The 20,672-nt window shown below is 56.3% G+C and carries 21 protein-coding genes; 5 read left to right on the plus strand and 16 right to left on the minus strand.

The features are described from left to right. Positions 1-266: 266 nt before the first annotated feature. Positions 267-1,193 (plus strand): bestrophin family protein, encoded by a 927-nt coding sequence (locus I3J13_RS17740; RefSeq protein ID WP_142781133.1) that lies wholly within the window; start codon positions 267-269, stop codon positions 1,191-1,193. A gap of 167 nt (positions 1,194-1,360) precedes the next feature. On the opposite strand, the gene I3J13_RS17745 is transcribed toward I3J13_RS17740, so the two are convergent. From I3J13_RS17745 to I3J13_RS17795, 12 genes are all read right to left on the minus strand, one after another. After that, positions 1,361-1,999 carry a MarC family protein gene (locus I3J13_RS17745; RefSeq protein WP_142781615.1) on the minus strand — a complete coding sequence of 213 codons (639 nt, stop codon included), beginning with the start codon at positions 1,997-1,999 and terminating at the stop codon, positions 1,361-1,363. Positions 2,000-2,030: 31 nt separating this feature from the next. After that, the gene (locus tag I3J13_RS26055) at positions 2,031-2,261 is read right to left on the minus strand and encodes an MFS transporter small subunit (protein WP_420867946.1); all 231 of its coding nucleotides are present in this window, start codon (positions 2,259-2,261) and stop codon (positions 2,031-2,033) included. After that, positions 2,162-3,157, minus strand: coding sequence for a zinc-binding dehydrogenase (locus I3J13_RS17750; RefSeq protein WP_338081643.1), 996 nt, complete (start codon positions 3,155-3,157; stop codon positions 2,162-2,164). Before I3J13_RS17750 ends, I3J13_RS26055 begins: the two co-directional genes overlap by 100 nt. Further along, positions 3,132-3,698 (minus strand): NADPH-dependent FMN reductase, encoded by a 567-nt coding sequence (locus tag I3J13_RS17755; RefSeq protein WP_196379606.1) that lies wholly within the window; start codon positions 3,696-3,698, stop codon positions 3,132-3,134. Before I3J13_RS17755 ends, I3J13_RS17750 begins: the two co-directional genes overlap by 26 nt. 52 nt (positions 3,699-3,750) lie before the next feature. Next, complete coding sequence (locus I3J13_RS17760; protein WP_196379629.1) at positions 3,751-5,025, minus strand: NAD(P)/FAD-dependent oxidoreductase; 1,275 nt, start codon at positions 5,023-5,025, stop codon at positions 3,751-3,753. Between the two features lie 26 nt (positions 5,026-5,051). Then, positions 5,052-5,876, minus strand: a complete 825-nt coding sequence (locus tag I3J13_RS17765) for a family 1 encapsulin nanocompartment shell protein (RefSeq protein ID WP_196379607.1) — start codon at positions 5,874-5,876, stop codon at positions 5,052-5,054. A gap of 2 nt (positions 5,877-5,878) precedes the next feature. Next, positions 5,879-6,946 (minus strand): Dyp-type peroxidase, encoded by a 1,068-nt coding sequence (locus I3J13_RS17770; protein WP_196379608.1) that lies wholly within the window; start codon positions 6,944-6,946, stop codon positions 5,879-5,881. Between the two features lie 40 nt (positions 6,947-6,986). Then, positions 6,987-8,147 (minus strand): NAD-dependent formate dehydrogenase, encoded by a 1,161-nt coding sequence (locus I3J13_RS17775; RefSeq protein ID WP_196379609.1) that lies wholly within the window; start codon positions 8,145-8,147, stop codon positions 6,987-6,989. Between the two features lie 339 nt (positions 8,148-8,486). After that, positions 8,487-11,090 carry an ATP-dependent chaperone ClpB gene (gene clpB / locus I3J13_RS17780; RefSeq protein WP_142781130.1) on the minus strand — a complete coding sequence of 868 codons (2,604 nt, stop codon included), beginning with the start codon at positions 11,088-11,090 and terminating at the stop codon, positions 8,487-8,489. A 49-nt stretch (positions 11,091-11,139) separates the two neighbouring features. Continuing rightward, positions 11,140-11,670, minus strand: a complete 531-nt coding sequence (locus I3J13_RS17785) for a DUF1269 domain-containing protein (RefSeq protein ID WP_196379610.1) — start codon at positions 11,668-11,670, stop codon at positions 11,140-11,142. 167 nt (positions 11,671-11,837) lie between these two features. Beyond that, entirely contained in the window at positions 11,838-12,230 is a 393-nt protein-coding gene (locus tag I3J13_RS17790; protein WP_059757595.1) for a hypothetical protein, read from the minus strand. 107 nt (positions 12,231-12,337) lie between these two features. Next, positions 12,338-12,784 carry a hypothetical protein gene (locus tag I3J13_RS17795; RefSeq protein ID WP_196379611.1) on the minus strand — a complete coding sequence of 149 codons (447 nt, stop codon included), beginning with the start codon at positions 12,782-12,784 and terminating at the stop codon, positions 12,338-12,340. Positions 12,785-13,693: 909 nt separating this feature from the next. On the opposite strand from I3J13_RS17795, the gene I3J13_RS17800 reads away from it, so the two are divergent. From I3J13_RS17800 to I3J13_RS17815, 4 genes are all read left to right on the plus strand, one after another. Further along, complete coding sequence (locus I3J13_RS17800; RefSeq protein WP_196379612.1) at positions 13,694-14,290, plus strand: superoxide dismutase; 597 nt, start codon at positions 13,694-13,696, stop codon at positions 14,288-14,290. 166 nt (positions 14,291-14,456) lie between these two features. Beyond that, on the plus strand, positions 14,457-14,711 hold the full coding sequence (locus I3J13_RS17805; RefSeq protein ID WP_196379613.1) for a DUF2171 domain-containing protein: 255 nt from the start codon (positions 14,457-14,459) through the stop codon (positions 14,709-14,711). A 22-nt stretch (positions 14,712-14,733) separates the two neighbouring features. After that, positions 14,734-15,126, plus strand: a complete 393-nt coding sequence (locus I3J13_RS17810) for a DoxX family protein (RefSeq protein ID WP_196379614.1) — start codon at positions 14,734-14,736, stop codon at positions 15,124-15,126. Between the two features lie 158 nt (positions 15,127-15,284). Then, the gene (locus tag I3J13_RS17815) at positions 15,285-15,842 is read left to right on the plus strand and encodes a histidine phosphatase family protein (RefSeq protein ID WP_196379615.1); all 558 of its coding nucleotides are present in this window, start codon (positions 15,285-15,287) and stop codon (positions 15,840-15,842) included. 79 nt (positions 15,843-15,921) lie between these two features. Here I3J13_RS17815 and I3J13_RS17820 read toward each other — a convergent pair whose 3' ends face one another. The 4 genes from I3J13_RS17820 to I3J13_RS17835 all read right to left on the minus strand — a co-directional run bounded on the left by I3J13_RS17820 (position 15,922) and on the right by I3J13_RS17835 (position 20,596). Continuing rightward, positions 15,922-17,946, minus strand: a complete 2,025-nt coding sequence (locus I3J13_RS17820; RefSeq protein WP_196379616.1) for a sensor histidine kinase — start codon at positions 17,944-17,946, stop codon at positions 15,922-15,924. After that, complete coding sequence (locus I3J13_RS17825; RefSeq protein WP_196379617.1) at positions 17,939-19,327, minus strand: sigma-54-dependent transcriptional regulator; 1,389 nt, start codon at positions 19,325-19,327, stop codon at positions 17,939-17,941. Before I3J13_RS17825 ends, I3J13_RS17820 begins: the two co-directional genes overlap by 8 nt. A 67-nt stretch (positions 19,328-19,394) precedes the next feature. Beyond that, positions 19,395-19,697 (minus strand): chaperone modulator CbpM, encoded by a 303-nt coding sequence (locus I3J13_RS17830; protein WP_206696229.1) that lies wholly within the window; start codon positions 19,695-19,697, stop codon positions 19,395-19,397. After that, positions 19,694-20,596, minus strand: a complete 903-nt coding sequence (locus tag I3J13_RS17835) for a DnaJ C-terminal domain-containing protein (RefSeq protein ID WP_196379618.1) — start codon at positions 20,594-20,596, stop codon at positions 19,694-19,696. Before I3J13_RS17835 ends, I3J13_RS17830 begins: the two co-directional genes overlap by 4 nt. Positions 20,597-20,672 lie beyond the last annotated feature (76 nt).

Genomic DNA, 20,672 nt, shown 5'->3' on the forward strand with positions numbered 1-20,672 from the left:
AGTGCTATTCCCACGACAGTAAAGCACGTTATGTCATTGTTTTCCATGGACAATATGTCCATCAAAGGCGGACAGTCTGTCCGTTCCCCACATCGCAAACCCTGCTAACTCATTGACAATCATCAATATCCGAAGTGGTACGGCACTTGCAGAGGAGTTCTGGGTCATGTGGGTGACACGCAGTCATGTCCGACAGCCCACCTGTTTCGCGTGGATTTCATTCCGTGCCGAGCGCTGTTCCAGATTGAAGTTTGCTAGGACAAAACATGATCGTCCGTGAAACACCGAACCTGTTGCGTCTCTTCCTCGAGATTCGAGGATCGGTCATACGGCGGATTTATCCGCGTGTGCTCATCGTGATGTTCATGTCAGCCGTCGTGGTCTGGGCTCACACCCATCACCCCAATCTTATTCCGCTGGTGGATGGCGCGCCCTTTTATCTGATCGGCCTCACCCTCTCCATCTTTCTCGGGTTTCGCAACAATGCCTGTTATGACCGCTGGTGGGAGGGACGAAAGCTATGGGGTCACCTTTTCGCCTATAGTCGCGACCTCGCGCGTCAGACCAAATTGCTGCTGCAATACGGCGATCAGGCTGCCAAGGAACGTGACCGTCTGATCAGGTTGAATATCGTTCTGGTCGAGGATCTGGTACGCCACCTTCGCTATGGCGACAGGCTGGGAGAAAACGTCGAGACTCTGCTGTCCAGGGACGAACGTCTGACGCTTCTCAAATCCTTCAACGCACCCAACTATGTCATTCAACTGATGGGGGACTGTCTTGCCGGCATGTCGGCAAAGGGTTACATCACCGATATCGAGTTCGGCATTCTTGACCGCACAATTTGTCAAATGAACGAGGTGATCGCTGGCTGCGAACGCCTGAGGAATACCCCTGTTCCTTATGGCTACACGCTTCTGCTTCACAGGACCGCTTATCTTTTCTGTTTTCTCCTGCCGTTCGGACTAGCCAACATGCTCGGCCCTATCACACCGTTTGCCGCAGGCGTCATCGCCTACACGTTTTTCGGCCTCGATGCGCTCGGTGACGAGTTGGAGATGCCCTTTGGGACGAGGCCCAACGCGTTGCCAATCGCGGCAATATCAAAATCGATCGAGATCACGTTACGCGAAGCCCTCGGAGAGGAAAATCTCCCGGAGATGCCGGTGCCCGTAAAATCGATCCTTCTTTGAAGGTTTTCAGGATAGCGGACCGCGGAAGTGCGATGCGACTACGCACTTCGAGATCACAACGGGTGAAAAATCGCTCTGAGCTGTGGCGGAACACGACGTGACGTATCAACCAGGAATGACGCATTTCTCTCTTTACTAAGTGATCTGCGTTCAGAGGTTCCATTTCTCTATCCGGCCAGCCCTTTGAACGAGGCTCTCAGACTCGTCACGATCATTTCCACGGCGATAGCCGCAAGGATCATGCCCATCAATCTCTTGGTCACCGCAGAAACGCTGGCCGAAAGATAATGGCCGATAAAGGGGGCGCTCCAGAGCGCAACCGCAAGAACGGCGATCATCGCAAATAGTCCGACACCCAGCCCGATTTGCGTGTCTTGAAGACTTGCCGCATGGCCGAACACAATCAGTGTCGATATCGTACCCGGGCCGACCAGCAGAGGAATGGTCAACGGGTAGACTGCAACGCTGTCGCCGGCGATTTTTGATGTCTCGCCTGCATCAGGCTGATGCTGGGCGCTTGACGACCCATGCAGCATGGCAAGAGCGATCAGCAGGACAATCAGTCCACCGGCCAGGCGGAAATCATCAATCGTCAAGCCAAAGATCGTCAAGATCGCTTGCCCTGCAAAGACAGAGACAAGCGAAGCCACAACGACGCCCAGAATTGCGACCGAAGCGATCCGCCGCCTTTCGGCGTCGGATCGTCCTTCGGTAAGGGACAGAAAGATAGGAATGTTTGCAATCGGATTCATGATCGCGAACAATGCGGCGAATACCTTGATTGCGAACTGTATTTCAGGATGCATATGATGACCTTTGCGCGTTACCGTTGGGAGATTACCTGAACAGGGACGCGGTGCTCAGCAGAGTGTTCCACACTCCCCAAAGGATCGGAATGCCGACTGCGCACCATGCCAGTGCAACCTTGAGTTCGAGGCCCCCGAAAAACAGATTACCCCACCCACCCCCTATGGCTTCAGCAACACCTTGCCGGTTTTGCCTGGCGTCAGGGAGGTTGTGACCGCATCTGCAATCTGATCCAGAGAGAACACGCCCTCGACCGGCAATTTCAGTTTGCCGGCTGCAACGAGTTGCAACAGCTCACCGATTAGTCGAGATTTATCTTTCGGCGACATGCTGGCACTGACTTTAGCGCCCCAGAAGCCTTTGACGACCGCCTGTTTGAAGATCAGGTCGCCGGACGATATCTGCATCGGTTCGCCCGTGGCCGAGCCGAAAGAAACCAGCAACCCATCTTCACCAAGCAGCGATAAAAGCTTGCCGCTTATCTCTCCACCAATCGAGTCCACGGCAGCGTTGAACGGCACGCCACCGGTGATTGCCCGGGCACGCTCTTCCCAGTCGTCGTGTTCGGTTGATACGACGTTGGAAATACCAAGTTCGTTGAGTTGTTCTATGGCGTCGTCGCGACGCACCAGATTGACCACTTCGATATCGCGCGTTGCGGCCAGCATTGCCACTGTCTTGCCAACCGCACCGTTGGCGGCGTTCTGGATTATCCGGTCGCCTCCCTTCACATTCAGAAACTCAAGCAGAGCAATGGCGCTGAACGGCATAGCGATCAGTTGCGCCGCGGCGACGTCGGGGATCGCGTCAGGCACGGGGATGACTGCTTTTGCCGACGCAAGAAAATACTGCGCCCATGTGCCATGGACCGATGCAACAGCGACACGTTCACCAATCGACACACCATGGACGTCTTCACCTAGAGCGTCGACTATGCCGACAGCTTCCGATCCCCCGATGGCAGGCAGGGTCGGCTTGTAGCCATAACTGCCGCGAACCGTCCAGAGGTCGTGATTGTGAATTGGCGAGAGGATCGTTCTGAGACGGACCTGACCGAGACCGGGTTGAGGAATCGGACTATCCGTCAATGCCAGGACCTTGGCCGGATCACCAAATGTCGAATGACTCACACTACGCATTCCGGGCGATCCAGTCATCAAATGCCTCCATGAAGGTTGTCAGAAACTTTCGAGTGTCATCGTTGACGAGATTTCCCTGATCATCGAGAAGGGAAGTCACGTTACTGAGGTAAACCTCGGGATGAGACAGTGTGGGAACCCCAAGACCCGCAAGGATCTGACGTAGATGATGGCTGGCTCCGAAGCCACCGATCGCGCCGGGAGAAATGCTGATGATAGCAGCGGGCTTGCCAAGCCACACACTCTGCCCCCGGGGTCTCGATCCTACATCGAGTGCATTCTTGAGAAGCGCAGGCACCGAGCGACTATGCTCAGGAGTAACGAACAGGACGGCGTCAAAACTCTTCATCCTGTCACGAAATATGGCCCAGGGAATTGGCGTCTTGCCATCGTCGTCAAGGTCCTGATTATAAATCGGCAAATCCCCGAGACCGACAACTTCGAACTCAAGTCCTATGGGTGCGAGGGTGACCACCGCGTTTGCAATTTTCCGACTGAGCGACGCTCTTCGTTCGCTTCCGACAAGAACTGCGACCGTTTTAGCCTCCTGGAGACTCATGAATTTTTCCCTTCCAGTTGCTTGTCTCGCAAAATACCTACCGTGAGCGGCACTATTTGAACTCTCTCGCGCGCTGCTCATCCACATTGGTCATGAGGCGCGAACTTCGTTGTCCGGTGAGATAAATCCAGAGCCAGCTCATCGCGACAGCGAGTCGGTTTCGAAGCCCGATCAGAAAATAGATGTGTGCAATCCCCCATAGCCACCAGGCCACGTACCCCTTGAGCTTCACGCGCCCGAAATCGACTATTGCGGCACGCTTTCCGATAGTCGCCAGACTGCCGGCATCCTTGTAGGCAAAGAGGTCATCTGATTGTTGGCCACGAATTCGTGCGCGGATAATCGCCGCAACATAGCTTCCTTCCTGCTTTGCTGCCGGCGCAACTCCTGGCACCGGTCGACCGTTCGTTTCCACATAGGCGGTGTCACCGATCACGAATATGTTCTCATCGCCTGGGACCGTCAGATCGCGTTTCACGAGTACCCGACCGGCACGATCGACCGGGGCTTTGAGCCATTCCCCGGCCGGAGACGCCGCAACGCCTGCAGCCCACAGGATTGTTTGCGCAGGCAGCAGTTCGCCGCCGATCTCGACACCTCGCTCGTCACATCTGGACACCGGCTGCCCGAGCAGGACTTCCACGCCGAGGCGGTTCAGGGCGCGCAGCGCATACTCCGACAGGGTTTTCATGAAACCCGGGAGTATCCGGGGGCCGGCCTCGATGAGCACCACCTTTGCCGTGCGTGTATCGAAATTTCGAAAATCCAGGCGCAGCGTGTCATGCGCCAGTTCTGCGATCGTTCCGGCCAGTTCTACGCCTGTCGGCCCACCTCCGATGACGACGAATGTGAGGAGCTTTTGGCGCAGCGCCTCGTCGCTTGTCCATTCGGCCTCCTCGAAGGCAGCCAGAATCCGGCGGCGTATAGTGGTCGCATCATCGAGCGTCTTTAAAGCCGGCGCATGTGGCTCCCATTCGTCATGGCCGAAATAGGAATGGCGGGCGCCGGTGGCCAGTACCAGGTAGTCGAACGGAAGCGGTTCTTCATCCTCGACCAGTACCTGGCGCTTTTCGAGGTCGACGCCGACAACGTTTCCGAGAAGCGTCGTGACGTTTTTAAACCGGCTGAGCAGCGAGCGAATAGGCCAGGCGATCTCGGAAGGGGCAACGGAGGCTGCAGCGGCCTGATAGAGCAACGGCTGGAACAGGTGGTAGTTGCGCCGGTCGATCACGGTGATGCGGACCGCCGTATCCGCGAGATTGCGGGCTGTTTCCAGCCCGCCAAAACCGGCACCGACGATGACGATATGAGACAAGCCACGGTCCATGATCATACCCGCCTTTCCCGCTTAGATCAGGGAGCTTTGTCTACTGAGCCTTCAGGAGACAGCAAGGCGATTGCCGCTTCTGCGGTCAGCATGCGGAACGTGAAGCTTTCCTGGAAGTAAAGTTCCACTGTAGTTGCCGTATGGCTGAGATAGCCAATGGAGATGTCCTGGCCGAGATCAAACTCGAAATCGCCGCCTCGTGTCGTCAAGACATAGCCGCCCTTGATCGCTGGTGCCCAGATGATCCCGCCATCGACCACCTTCTCGATATGGTGAAACACCGGATAGCCTTCATCGCTGCCACCACTCGCGGCGGTATATGTCTCCTCACCCAACACCAGAGCATAGGGTCCCTGAACGCCGGCGAGACGCAACTGGCTGACGGCCTTGGCCACGACGTCAGGATAGTTCTTGAGGCTTGGTGGAAGGGGCAGCGCCTGATTACTGCTGCCTTCGCGGATCCCCTGAATGCCAGCAGCGGCAAAACCTTCGAACACGGCCCGGTCTTCGCTGAACGCCAGCGTACGGGCAGCGTCTTTAACTGGTGACCAGTCGGAATCCTCCGATCCCCGTTCGACGTCATCAATCGCAGACCGTGCAAGCTCGAACGGAAGGCGGAGCTCGACAACCGGTTTGACCTCCCGCAGCGAAGCTTGAACGCCCTCGCCCGGACTTTCCAGCTTTTTGAGATGACCTGTGCCAGCGGCAGCGAATTCGGCTCCCTTCGGCCCATCGACATCCACCACGCGGCGTGCTGCCAGATGACGCTTCAGTGTCCTCTTCGCCTCTTCCTCGATTTGCTCCCAGGCTTTTTCTGAAATCGGAGCGAGTTCTCTGTGAAGGTTGTTCATGGTCAGACCTCATTTTTTTTCAAGGAACCGATCCCGAGGGAACCGTTCGTGGCCATTTTGTCGGGAGCAGCGTTTTCGTCGTCCAACGGATTTTCTGCAGGAGGTCCATCGACTGGAGCAGGGACGGGATCCGGCTCGACACTTTCGAGAAAAGTCGCCGACGGAACGAAGAAAAGGCTGCCGGTGATCGCCCGGCTGACGTCGAGCAGTCGGTCATAGTTGCCCGGCGGACGGCCGACGAACATGTTGACCAGCATCTGCTCCATGCGCCCCGGCGACTTGGCATAGCCGATGAAATAGGTACCGAACTCGCCCTTGCCGACATCGCCGAACGGCATGTTGTCACGGACGATATCGAGTTCTTCGCCGTTTTCGACGATTGTCGTCAGCGCATTATGGGCAAAACTCGGCTTGACGCTGTCGTCGAGCTCAACATTGGTGAGCTTCTTGCGGCCGACAATGCCCTCCTGTACCTCGACCGGTATCGCGTTCCATTTTTTCAAGTCGTGCAGATATTTCTGGACGATCACATAGCTACCGCCTGCAAAAGCCGCATCCTCGTCCCCGATGATCGTGACATCGATGGCGGCCTGGTCGACCGGGTTCTCTGTCCCGTCGACGAAACCGATCAGATCGCGATCATCGAAATAGTTAAACCCCTGAACCTGGTCTGCGGTCGCGACGGCGTCACCGAGCCGCGACATGATCTCCATTGCCAACTCGAAACAGAGATCCATGCGGGTGGCGCGAATATGAAAGAGGAGGTCTCCGGGTGTCGAAACCGCGTGATGCACCCCGCGGATTTCCTTGAAGGGGTGTAGGTCCTTCGGCCTCGGTCCGCCAAACAGACGGTCCCAGGCATCCGATCCAAAGCCCATGACGCAGGACAATCCCCCGTCCAGAGCGCGAAAGCCAACTGCGCGAAGCAACCCGCCGAGATCACCACAGAGCGAGCGGACAGCCGTTTCGCTCTCCCGGCCGGGACTGATGGTGAGGACGAGAAAAATCGCAGCGCGTGTGAGCCGCGCCACAACAGGCTGTGCTAAGGGTTTCTGTTCAGGCGATGCCATGTCCAATCGTAAATCCTTTTGAATCATCGACCCGCCAGGATCAGGTCAGTTGGTAGGACCGTGCGCCGGTTCCGGCGAGGCCGCCGGCTTCGACGATCAGATAGTCCTCACGGATAGGTTTTTTCTCGAAATAGTCCTGCAATATTTCAAGCGTTCCGGCCGCGTAACGTGCCTGGGCCGAGAGCGAAGTGCCTGCGATATGCGGTGTCATGCCGTTGTAGAACATGGTTCTCCACGGATGATCGGGCGGTGCGGGCTGTGGATACCAGACGTCGCCCGCATAACCTGCGATATGACCCGCCTCCACTGCGCGAACGATTGCGTCCCTGTCTACGAGCTTCGCACGCGCGGTATTGATGATGTAGACGCCGCGTTTCATCTCAGCCAGCATCGCTTCATCGATGAGGTGCTCGGTGGAGGGGTAGAGCGGGACCTGCAGGTTGACGATGTCGACACTTTGCACGAGCGATTTGACATCAGGATGAAACGTCAGGTTCAACTCGGCCTCGATCTCCGTCGAAAGACGGTGTCTTTGCGTATAGTGGAGGCGCATATCGAAGGGCTTAAGTCTGCGAAGCACCGCAAGTCCGATACGACCCGCGCCGATCGTACCAAAGTCCATGCCTTCGACATCGTAGCTACGCGATACACAATCGGCGATGTTCCACCCACCGTCGACTGAAATCGCATGCGAGGGCAGATAATTGCGTACCAATGCCAGCACCGTCATGACCACATGCTCTGCGACGCTGATGCAGTTTGAACCGGTGACTTCGGCGACTGTTATACCGGCTTCGGACGCAGCCTTCAGATCGATATGGTCGGAACCGATGCCGGCAGTAATGGCAAGTTTCAGCTTTGACGCTTTCGCAATTCGCTCACGGGTGAGATAAGCTGGCCAGAACGGCTGGGAAATAACGATATCGGCCTTTGGAAGCATTCTTTCGAATTCTGATTCCGGTCCGTCCTTGTCAGACGTGACGATGAGCTGATGGCCAAGCCCCTCGAGATAGTTGCGGAGCCCAAGCTCTCCTGAGACCGACCCCAACAGTTCACCAGGCGTGAAGCCAAGCGGGCCGGTCGGAGCCGGCATGGATCGGTCCGTCGGATAACTCGTCAATAGCGGCAGGCCCGTTCGCGCGTATTCCGGTGGGTATCCCGTTACCGGGTCAGGATAAAGCACACAGAGGACAGTCGCCATCTCGTTGTCGCCTTTCATGAGTTCCAAACCAATTCTTAGTCGGAAGCGGGCTGTGGGGCATGATTTCCCATACGCCGAAGATCAAGCAAACATCATGCCATGACAAATACTCTTTAATCACAACGACCTATAGGAATCCCGACCATGCCGCCGGGACATCTGTTCATGGCTATTGGACACTATGTCCATGAATTTTATCAAGCCTCAGACGACATCATCCCAGAGCTTTCGTTCGGTAAGGCATCACGACGATTGCGAGGCCAACGCCCGTGTCGCCGGGCGCCGGGATCAACGATGTTTCAAATGCGGCGTGACTGAAGCAGTCCGATGCTCCATCCCTCACTCGTCATCGTCATCGATGATCCTGACGCTCTTGCCATTGAAGGTGAGCCCGTCCTTTCCGACCGAGACTTTTACCGTAGAGTCGTCATGGACCTCTCCCCCCAAGAGCAGTTCGGCCAGAGGATCCTGTACGTAGCGTTGAATGGCTCGTTTCAGCGGACGAGCTCCGAAGGCCGGGTCCCAGCCTTTTTCTGCGAGCCAGTTCTGCGCTTTTGTATCAAGTGAGAGGCTGATTTTCCGGTCGCTGAGAAGTCTCTTGAGGCGAGCGAACTGGATCTCGACTATCCGGCCCATCTCGTTCTTCTGGAGGCGGTGAAACAGAATGATCGCATCGATGCGGTTGAGGAATTCCGGTCGGAAGTGGACGCGAACCATCGCCATGACCTCTTCGCGCACCACGCTGGTCTTCTCGCCCTCCGGCTGGTTGACCAGGTATTCGGCGCCGATATTCGAGGTCATGATGATCAGCGTATTGCGGAAGTCCACGGTCCGGCCCTGACCGTCAGTGAGACGCCCGTCGTCGAGCACCTGAAGTAGCACGTTAAAAACATCCGGATGTGCCTTTTCGATCTCGTCGAACAGAACGACCTGATAGGGTCGCCTGCGCACGGCTTCGGTCAGTGCGCCACCCTCGTCATAACCCACATAGCCAGGAGGAGCCCCGATCAGCCGCGAGACCGAATGTTTCTCCATGAATTCGGACATATCGATGCGAACCATGGCGGTCTCGTCGTCGAATAGAAACTCGGCAAGTGCCTTGGCAAGCTCTGTCTTGCCGACGCCCGTCGGACCGAGGAACATGAAGGAACCGATCGGCCGGTTGGGGTCCTGAAGGCCCGCCCGGGCGCGGCGTACGGCAGTGGACACCGCGCGCACGGCCTGAGCCTGGCCGATGACGCGCTCCCCGAGCTTGTCCTCCATATGGAGCAGCTTGTCCTTTTCACCCTCGAGCATCTTGGTGACGGGCACGCCAGTCCATCGGGAGACAACCTGGGCAATGTTATCGGCAGTCACGGTCTCGCTGATCGAGGACGTTTCGGTTGCCTCGATGGCAGCGAGCTTCTTCTCCAGTTCAGGAATGGTGCTGTAGGAAAGCTCGCCTGCGCGCTGGAACTCCCCCTTGCGCTGTGCATTCGCAAGATCGGTTCGATACTGCTCCAACTCGCTCTTTATTTTTTGAGCGTCCGACAGCTTGCTCTTCTCGGCCTGCCAGGTCGAGGTCATGTCGGCCGATCTTTTTTCCAGCTCGGCCAGTTCCTTCTCGAGCGCCTGGAGACGGGCCTTCGACCCCTTGTCACTCTCCTTCTTCAACGCCTCCTGCTCGATCTTTAGCCGAATAACGTCGCGGTCGATGGAATCCAGTTCTTCCGGCTTGGAATCGACCTGCATCTTCAGCCGGGCTGCGGCCTCGTCGATCAGGTCGATCGCCTTGTCGGGAAGGAAGCGGTCCGTGATGTAACGATTGGACAAGGTGGCCGCAGCCACCAGCGCCGCGTCCGAAATCCTGACCCCGTGGTGAAGCTCGTATTTTTCTTTGAGGCCGCGCAGGATCGAGATCGTATCCTCGACACTGGGTTCCGGTACGAAGACCGGCTGAAAGCGGCGGGCCAGCGCCGGGTCTTTTTCAACATGCTTGCGATATTCGTCGAGCGTGGTGGCACCGACGCAGTGCAATTCGCCGCGGGCCAGCGCCGGTTTCAGCAGGTTGGAGGCATCCATGGCGCCATCGGTCTTGCCGGCGCCGATCAGCGTGTGCATTTCGTCGATGAACAGGATGATGCCGCCTTCTGCAGAAGTAACCTCCTGCAGAACGGCTTTCAACCGCTCCTCGAATTCACCCCTGTACTTCGCTCCGGCGATCAGAGCGCCGAGATCGAGCGCCAGCAGTCTCTTGTTATGCAGGCTTTCCGGCACGTCGCCGTTGATAATCCGAAGCGCCAGCCCCTCAACGATCGCAGTCTTGCCGACGCCGGGTTCGCCTATAAGGACGGGATTGTTCTTGGTCCGGCGCGAGAGCACCTGAACCGTTCGACGGATCTCCTCATCGCGGCCAATGACTGGGTCAAGTTTTCCGTCCCGCGCTGCCTTTGTCAGATCGCGGGCGTATTTTTTCAAAGCGTCATAAGCGTTTTCGGCCGAGGCATTGTCCGCAGTCCGCCCCTTGCGAAGCGCGCTGATCGCCGCCGTGATCGCCTGAAGGTTCACACCAGTATCGGAAAGAACCTTCCCCGCATCACTGCCACGGTCCTCGACCAATGCCTGGAACAGGCGTTCCACCGTCACGAAGCTGTCCCCGGCCTTTTCCGCGATCTTTTCCGCAGCGTCGAATATACGGGCAAGTTCGGAGGCCATATAGACCTGCCCAGCACCCGAACCGGAGACCTTCGGCAATTTCTCAAGAGCGCCCTCGGTCGCGGCATGAACGGTCCGCGCGTTGCCGCCCGAACGGTCGATCAGGCCTGCGACAAGTCCCTCATTGTCGTCCAGCAACACCTTCAGAAGGTGCAGGCTGTTGAATTGTGGATTTCCGTCCCGCATGGCAAGCGATTGGGCCGACTGGATAAAGCCCTTCGCGCGGTCCGTGAATTTTTCGATATTCATGGTCTATCACCCCTTACAACGGCGATTTCAATGATCGGAACAGGTGACGTCAGGTTGCGGCCGGCGTATCGGTGTGAGCCGAACCTGCCAGAGCCGGGGATGCTGCCAGCGCGTCGCGCAGTGCCTGTTCTTTCGAGTGATTTAGTGATGTTCTGAGGACCGTCCCGCCGGTTCCCTTGAGCTCATCGAGAACCTTGTCTGCGGTCATCTTGCGGATCAGTAGAAACAGTGCGGCGTTTTCAGGCTTCAGACTGGTCGCAAGTTCCTTCATGAAACCATCATTGATGCCGTAGTCGCTCAATGCACCGCTTAGAGCGCCGGAGGCCGCACCGATGGAAGCTCCCAGTAGAGGCATCAGGAAAATCGATCCGATCAGCAATCCCCAGAAGCCTCCGGACACGGCCGAGATCGCTGTCGTATTCATCAGTTGTACGAGCTTGACCCTACCATTACCCTGCTTGACCGCGATCACCGCGTCGGAAAGCTCGATCAGGTACTCCTTCTGAAGGTTCAGAAGTTTCTCCCGTATGGCTTCCGCCTTGTCTTCGGTCGGGTAAACAATCACGATCAGATCGGACATGAACGCGCTCCTTCGATGGGAAATACTCCGGGTTTGCGGAACGCTGTGCAACCTCTGTGCCAAACGAAATAAATTATCAAAATCAATATATTGCGCGAGGCACTCGACGAAGTTTCGGACAATATGTCGGTACAGGGAAGACAAATAGTCCTGTCGGTTAAGCCAATTTAGCCCGTCGGCTGCCCGTACAGGATCTCTAGGGCCGCAATCGCGGTCAGGATATATCCGCCATTGGTGTCGATGTCCTCATCGGTGGAGAGATCGAACTTTTTCCAGGTGCCGTCGAGATAACCTGCCTGCCGTTCCGCGATGATCTTGTTCGCGGTCTGTTTTATCGCATCGAATTGCGTCAGGTCGAAATTGAGACCTCGATTGTCGAGAAACAAACCATGCTGATGCAGAAAATCCGCCATCGGCATGGAGGTTCCTGTCAGGTAGAAGAGCAGATCATTGGCATTCAGGGGCTGATCCCGTGACTGCGGAACCAGGCCCGATTCTTCAAGATTTTGTATAGCGGCTTGCATGTCTTTAGAAAGCTGCTCGATCGTTACTGCGGTCATATAGCTATCTCCTGAGGCCGGTCGTGCAACGTTATTGAGGAGTAGACGGCACTGCGGTCGGAGCGGGGTCCAGCATCCCGCACGCGCCAATATGCGGCGTTCGTTCGCTAGCATATCCCGAGAAGGCCACCTTCAAATCGCTGGTCAGGTTTGATATCGAGAAATTCCGTTCCGGTGGCTACGCCAAACTCATTGGGTTCGGTCGCCAGCCGGATATTGAAAACCGATGAGTTATTCGCGCGAGCAAGTATTGCATTCCAACCGCCATTTGCGATGCACTCATCGTAGTTCGTGTCGCAAGTCTTGCCGGTCACTGGGATCTTGAACCATTTGCCGTAGACGTCTCTATTTTCCGCGACTGATGCATATACATATTTGATATCGGTGATGTTTACGATGCCTAGGGTCCAGATGTTCGCCGGATCGTGGACATTCCCCAAGGCATCGAAGGAAGGATCAATATTATTCTCATGAATTTCGAAATCGGAATAAGCATCTTTGGTTTGTAGCCGTTGCAGGTTCATCGCTATCTCCTCGTCCATCTGGTCGCTCATTCGGGCCGTTTGTATTTTTGCAGAGCCCTTCGATTGTCGGGTCGATCGCCTCCCGGCCGGAACACCGCGCGGCGCGATACTCGCCGGTATTGATGTTCCGCATCGCTCGCACTTCTGTTGACAGCCTTAGCGAGTGCACGCGTACCCCTGCCTTTCGACAGTACGCTTGGCTTTGTTCGAAGTGCGCCGGTCTACGATGAAATCTCCGAAGCAATGATCATGCCAATTAGAATATAAAATAATATCAATGTGTTGACTTTAACTTCAACGCCACCAAGTCAACTTGTCCGCGTTTGATTGGACAAGTTGTCGAGCGCGACCGAAAACCGATCCCGATCGCTTAGCTGCAATTCAAACTCTTGAGTTCAATATGTTGACGTCGTCGTCACAACGATACGCTGGGGCTGGTGCCCGATAATGTCCGGAAAGGATCTGTCATAACGGATAGAGCTTCCGAATAAATGGAAGAACTGGCCCAGCCGATGTGCCGGTGCCTGCAAGGTCCAGTCGCCGGCGTGGAGAGTATCTTGGCTTCCGAAATCAGACCCGGCTGGAAGATGCTGGTGCGCCAGCCAGCATAGGGCGCATAAAGACGGAATGCTCAAACTGCTTTCCTGTATTAAGCGTAGCCAGCGGATATGGTCCTCACCCAAAAGGTTCCCAGCAAGATGACAATCTGTCCGAAGGGTGTTCGCCAATTTGTCGCGACTCCCGATGAACAACGATGCAAATACCTGATATTTAATACGAACATACTTGGCACGCGTATTGCTTCCCCTTTTTCGATCACAGTGAGATGCGTTGATGTTGGCGCGGGCTTCCATTGTGATGGGTCGTTCCAGATTTGTCCCCGCACCGGTGACCTGACCGTCGTCGCTGCCGCCTTTCTTCAGTCGACAGGAGATTTCGATGGCATTTTCCCTTCCAGACCTGCCCTACCCCCATGATGCCCTGGCGCCGCACATGTCCAGAGAGACACTCGAATATCATCATGACAAACATCACGCCGCCTATGTGAATGCGCTTAATTCACTGATCAAAGGGACGGAGTGGGAAGGTCTCGGCCTCGAAGAGGTGGTGACCGGATCGTTCGGCAAGAACGTGCCTCTTTTCAACAATGCCAGTCAGGACCTCAACCACACCTATTTCTGGAGGTGGATGACACCAAAGGGCGGCGGTCCGATTCCGGGGCGGCTGGAGAAGCAGATTATAAGTGATTTCGGCTCGGTCGAGAAATTGACGGCAGACTTTGTGGCGGCGGGCGTCGGCCAGTTTGGATCCGGCTGGTGCTGGCTTGCCGTTGAAAACGGGAAGCTCGCCGTTACCAAATCGCCGAATGGTGAGAGCCCACTCGTGCATGGTGCCGTGCCGATCCTCGGCTGCGATGTCTGGGAGCACTCCTATTACATCGATTACCGCAATCGTCGGCCTGATTACCTGAAGGCCTTCCTGGAGCACCTCGTGAACTGGGAATATGTCGACGATCTATTCGATAAGGCAACGTGACGAATACCGATGCCGGTCTGGCATAAATGAATGGCCTGGAAACGGTCTTCGGCTTTCTATGGCGGCGCACGGCATCTGGTGGAATTGTCCTGAATTTGATCCGGCATACCGGAGATTCAGAGGGACGCTGAAGCATCTAACCTGTCTATAGCAAAGGAGATCTGAAATGAGCGACAAGATCAAGGAAGGCATGGAAATCATCGGCGCCGACGGCGTGCATGTCGGCACAGTCGACCGGGTGGAAGGAAACCGTATCAAGCTGAGCAAGAGCGACAGTTTTGGACATCACAAGGGACATCATCACTATATCGAGCTCGGGTTCGTGGCCGGCGTCGAGGGTGACAAAATTCGTCTTTCCGCGAATGCAGACATCGCCGTGACCCTGGAAGAAGAGCCCTCGGGCCGACCGGTCCCACTGTGAGCAACCGGCGTGGTGAAGCTTGATGTATGATGCAGGTCTTCTCATTGCTCGATTGTTTCTGGGCGTTCCTTTCATCGTGTGGGGCGTACTGAAGCTCCGCGGCGATGAAGCCAAACTGGTGCCAGGACTCCGGGCGCTGAGATTGTCCGACCCGTCGTTTTTCGCCTATTTGATTGGAGTGTGTGAACTTGTCGGCGGCGTTGCCGTCGTCATAGGCTATCCGGTGCATACTGCCGGCGTGCTGTTGGGTCTATGGTGCCTCGCGACGGGCTATGACGCACACAGGGGAAACATGACCGAGCTTTTGAAGAACGTGACCATGGCAGGAGGATTTTTTGCCCTGGCCGCAACTGGTCCGGGCGGGTTTTCCATTTTTGGCGGCGCTCCCACGGGCGTGTTCGCCTATCTGCCTTAGGCCGCAGCGAAAGCGTTCGGACAGGCGAAAAGGAAGAATGCAACTGACACCAATGGCGTGTTTACCGGCCCGGTCGGGTCGGTAAACACGGAACTCACGGGGCCAGAAGCAACATCTGACTGCAAGGCGTTGCAAAGGCGGAGAACGGGACAAGCACCATGACAACGACCAAAATTTTAGTCGTCCGTCACGCAGAGAAACCGGATGGCCACGGAATAGGCGGCGTCGACCCGAGCGGGCAGCCGGACGCAAAATCATTGACGCCCCGCGGCTGGCAGCGCGCCGGTGCCTTGGTTCAGCTCTTCGCGCCAGACAGTGGCCACCCGCGAGCACCGCTGATGCGACCGGACCACCTGTTCGCCGCCCGTGCCGGTCATGAAGAAGACGAACACAGCAAGCGGCCATATCAGACGATCGAGCCTCTCGCAGCCTATATCAAGGCTGCCGGAGGTATCGACAACTCCTTTCGCAAAGACGAGCTCGACAAACTTGTCAATGCGGTCATCTCTTGCGATGGCACTGTGCTGATTGCATGGGAACACAAAAACATCCCGCCAATGGCGCGAATCCTGGTTCCTCCAAGCGAGCAGGTTCCCGACTGGCCGGATGATCGTTACGATATGATCTGGGTCTTCGACCGAGTGGGTGATGTCTGGCATCTCACCCAGGTTCCTCAACGTCTTCTTGCTGGAGACATCGAGACGGTATTCGCCTGAGTAGGTGCGAATACCGTCTTTCCGATCATCACAGATCTAACCCACATCTGCACAGTGATCGTCGGCCGGATTCTGACCGTCATATGGCTTCAGGGAGCCAGACCGTAAACGTTGTCCCCTGGCCTGGCGCCGTTCGCACCGATATCGTACCGCCCTGCCTCGTCACCAGCATCTGGCAGATTGAAAGACCAAGGCCAGTACCCTCGCGGCGTTTTGTCGTGAAGAAGGCATCGAATATTTTCTTCGCCACCTCAGGCTCAATGCCACTTCCGGTATCAGAGACCTTAATTTCGACGCCCGCCGTTGCTTCGATTTCGGAATCGAGCGTCTCAATATGTAATTCGCCTCCTCGCGGCATGGCGTGGATCGCGTTGACAATCAGATTAATCAGTACCTGCTGCAATTCTGTACGGCGCATCGCGATGAGCCTCGATGCGCGGTCGTCACGTTCAACGATGATCGTGGTTTTCTTCAGGAGATGATGAACAAGCGGCAGGGTGTCATTGACGACATCAGAAGGCAGATAGCGTTCAAGGACACCGGCATATTCCTGCGGCTTCGAAAACCTGAGCAGATTGGTGACCATCTCGCTGATACGCATAAGTTGCTGGTCTATCAGCTTGAACTCGTCTCTGGCTTTATCGGCATCGGATCCAATCATCCCTTGGATGACTTCGAGGTTGCCCTGTATCACGGCTATGGGATTGTTAATCTCATGGGCGACGCCAGCCGTAATCTCACCGATCGCCGCGAGCTTTTCTGACATAATCAACTGCTTGGTCGTTGTCTCAAGCTGTTCATTCGCCGTTTGCAATTCTCTGGCGCGCTCCTCGACACGCTGATTAAGCTCAGTATTCCATAACCTCAGCTCTGCATCCCGCTCCTGAACCTGATCGAGCAGATGGTCCAGTTCCGACGCAACCTGGCCAATTTCGTCGGTCATTTCAGGGAGCCCCGTTCGTGCCGAGAGATCCCCCGTCTCTACCCGACCGATCGTCCGGGTCATCCTTTCAAGGGGCCGGAAGATATTATTTGCCCAAACAAGGAAAAGGGGCACTGTGGCTGCAACTGAAATCGCAAAGGCAATCACGATTGCCATCACGGCCTCGCGCTTGGCATCCGTAAAGGGCTTTTGAAGGAAACCGACATAGAGCATGCCGACGCGGCGGTTGTTGGTGTCCAGCAATGGCTGATAGGCCGAAATGTACCAGTCATTGACGACGAAAGCCTGCTCCTTCCATGTATGCCCGTATTTGAGGACCGCTTCCCCCACATCTTTCGATACACGCGTGCCTATCGCGCGCCGCCCGTCGAATAGATCCACATTGGTAGCAATCCTGACGTCGGACAGAAATACTGTCGCGGTTCCACGGCTTTCGGATGGCAGGCTGGCTTCGACGTAGATCAGTCGGTTAATGGCATCGATAAATGAGGTGTTGTTGTTCAGGAGCACCCCGCCAACCAATGCTCCGCGCTCCCCGCTTCCACGGGTTGCCATCGTAGCGGCGTGGAGAACGAGACCACGGGTCTCTTCCTGCCCGCTGGGCATCGCGTCCGAGCTTGAGGACATGAGAGCGATCCGAGCCCGCTCGGCAATGTCCGGTGCAAGCGCGGAAAGCTCTGTCTGGTCGAACACGTCGAAACCGGCAGAGCGTTTGCCATCGAGTGCTGCCTTAACAACAGGCCAGTCCCAACGGGGTGAAACAGTCGCAAGCGGCCGACTGCTTGCAAGAACATTGCCCGAGCTGTCGATTAGATAAAGAAAATCCAGGCCGCGATCACCGGCGACTTCCTTCAGGAAGAGATTGAGGTCTGCATTCGACGTGGAGCCACTCGCCGTAAGATCGCGAAACCGGGCGGACTGACTGACGGCGGAAAGTCTTTCCTCCGTCGCAGCCAGCATCCTGTCCACGTAAAAATGGGCGATGGTCAGGTCGTCGTTGACTTTCGAAATCGCGAGTGCGTCAAACCGCTCATTCCAACGATAAATCGCGATTCCCAGTAGAATGGGCAGGATAACGAGCATCGGTACGAGCGCGGTGGCCAGAAGTCGATACCGGACCGACGCCTTTTTCTTCGGGATGTTGTGTTGAACCTCATCCATTCCAGCTTACACATTTCCGGTCGATCGTCTTGCGGGAAATCCCGAGCCGTCGAGCAGCCTCCTCACGGTCGCCGCCCACCTCACGCAGCACGGAAAGAATGTGACGTTTTTCGATTTCCGCCAGGCTCAGCCCTCCCGCATCTTCATGTGTCAGGGGAGATCTTTCGGCCTCATCGGGAAAAGCCCCCAGGATCACGGCCCTTTCGATGAAGTTTCTAAGCTCTCGTATGTTGCCTGGCCAGTCATATCGCAGGAGATAAGAACGGATGCGGTCATCGATCTCGACCGCCGGCATGCCAACTTGCTGGACCGCCTCGCGCATGAACAGCGCGGCCAGTTCCAGGACGTCGTTACCGCGGTCCTTGAGCGGCGGCAACTGGATCTGAACCACGTTGATACGGAAATAGAGGTCGGCGCGAAACGCACCTTCTGCAACGCGCTTCTCCAGGTCGGCATTGGTTGCAAAGATGAATCTGGCATCGAAGGGAATTTCTCTCTCGGAACCGACGGGCCTTACGCGCCGATCCTCGAGCACGCGCAACAGCTTGCTTTGCAACGGATAGGGCAGATCGGCGATCTCGTCGAGAAAGACCGTGCCACCCTGGGCATGTAGAAACAATCCCTCGCGGGTTCTGTTCGCTCCAGTAAAGGCTCCCTTCAGGTGGCCGAACAGCTCGCTCTCGATCATGTCCGCAGGGATAGCGCCGCAGTTGATCGGCACGAACAGCTTGTCGGCCCGCCCGGAGAGTGAATGTAGCGAGCGGGCCGCGACCTCCTTGCCGGTCCCTGATGGTCCTGTCAGCAGCACCGATGTCGAGATCGGGGCAACGCGGGAAATCATCGAGCGCACCTTTTCGGTTGCAGGAGACTTTCCGACGAAATTGTTGCGAAGATAGACCTGGTGGGCAGGAAAATTCAGTTGATGCCGCAGCACGTCGTTTTCGCGCTGTAGCCGGCTGCGGTCCAGACAGCGCGCAATCGAGTTCAACAACTGGTTCGATCGGAAAGGTTTCAGAACGAAATCAACAACACCGACACGGACGGCACTTATCGCCGTGTCCAGATCCGCATATGCGGTCATGAGGATCACATCGGCAAAGAAGCCGGTTGCTCGCTGCTCCGCCAGCCAGTCGAGACCATTTTTATCGGGCATGATATTGTCGAGGATAACGACGTCAAAATGCGTCGCATCGATCTTGCGGGATGCTTCGGCCGTATTTTCCGCCTCCTCGATCAGTTTGCAGCGAGGACCGAGGGTCTTCAGCAGGAAGTTCCTCATGCCCGGCTCGTCATCGACGACCAGGATCGAAGCCTGCGCAAGCCACGGCCCAAACTCGGGGTCTTTCATACGTTCTGTATCGTTGAGTTCAGATTCCGGCATTACCACCCCTTAAAGACACTTGTATCGAACATCTCGGCAATGCCGGACTTTTTAAAGCTTTCTTTCCCTAAGAGGGGCGCTGGCCGTCTTCAGCATCCTTTTTTTTCAAATGCGATTGCAGGTGTTCGAAAGCGCGGCGCATACCGTGTAACTGATCGAGCAGGTGCAGAATAACATCAACACCTGCGTCATTCGCCCCCACATTTTCTGTAAGGTCGCGGATGAGATGGACCCGCGCGATATCCGCATCCGAAAAGCCCGGTCCCGATGACGTTTGTTCCGGCTTGACCCATTCCTGCTCGATCCAGAATTCCAGCGTCTGCCCCTGCACACCCGAGCGAATAAGGAACTCCTTCTTCGTGATAATCATGACTTGTCCTCGCGTGGGTTGAAGTCTTTTCCAGCGCTCCAGTTCGACACAAAAGTCTCGAGCTCCGGGTCTACGTGCCTGGGCAGGACAATCCTGAGCCTGACGAGCTCGTCCCCCTGCCCGCCCCCTCGCCTCGGTGCACCTTTGCCGCGCAAGCGCAGCGTCGTACCCGTGTTCGAACCTTTCGGTATTGACATCGACACGTCGCCGGTCGGTGTCGGCACCCGGATCTTGCCGCCAAGAACGGCTTCTGTAAGAGAAATCGGCAAATCGATGGAAATGTCGTCGCCATCACGCTGGAACCGAGGATCCGCCAGAACCTCTATCTGGATGAGGGCATCGCCGGGACCGCCTTTGCCTGCCCCCGGCGCTCCCTTGCCCTTGAGGCGAAGGGTCTTGCCGTCGACAAGGCCGGCCGGAATGGTGACGTCCAATGTGCCGCCGCCCGGTAGTGTCAAGCGCTTGCTGGCACCGATAATCGATTCAACGAAGGAGATCGCCAGAGTATAGTGCAGATCGTCGCCTCGCCGGTTGGCACGGCTGCGCTGTCCGCGTCTGAGCAATTCGGCGAAGGCATCGTCGTTATCCATGAAGTCGGCAAAACCAGACGTATCCATATAGGGATGACCGCCATCCGAATGGGCGTAGTTCCGGTAATATGAATGTTGCGGGCGCTCTGCTCCACTCTCGTCGATCTCCCCGGCATCAAAGCGTTTCCGCTTTTCTGCATCGCTGAGCAGGTCGTACGCTCCCGCAACCTCCTTGAATTTCTCTTCCGCGGCTTTGTCGCCGGGATTCAGGTCGGGATGCAGCTTTTTCGCGAGCTTGCGATACGCGGACTGGATGTCCGCCGCAGACGCGGATTGGCTGACACCGAGCACCTCATATGGGTTTTTCACATCTTGCTCCGGCTAAAAATTTGAGTTGGGCCATTCCCGATCAAAAACCTTTCGGAGCATTTAAACTCCTGTCCAC

The organism is Agrobacterium leguminum (genome assembly GCF_015704895.1).
Lineage (GTDB): Bacteria > Pseudomonadota > Alphaproteobacteria > Rhizobiales > Rhizobiaceae > Agrobacterium > Agrobacterium leguminum.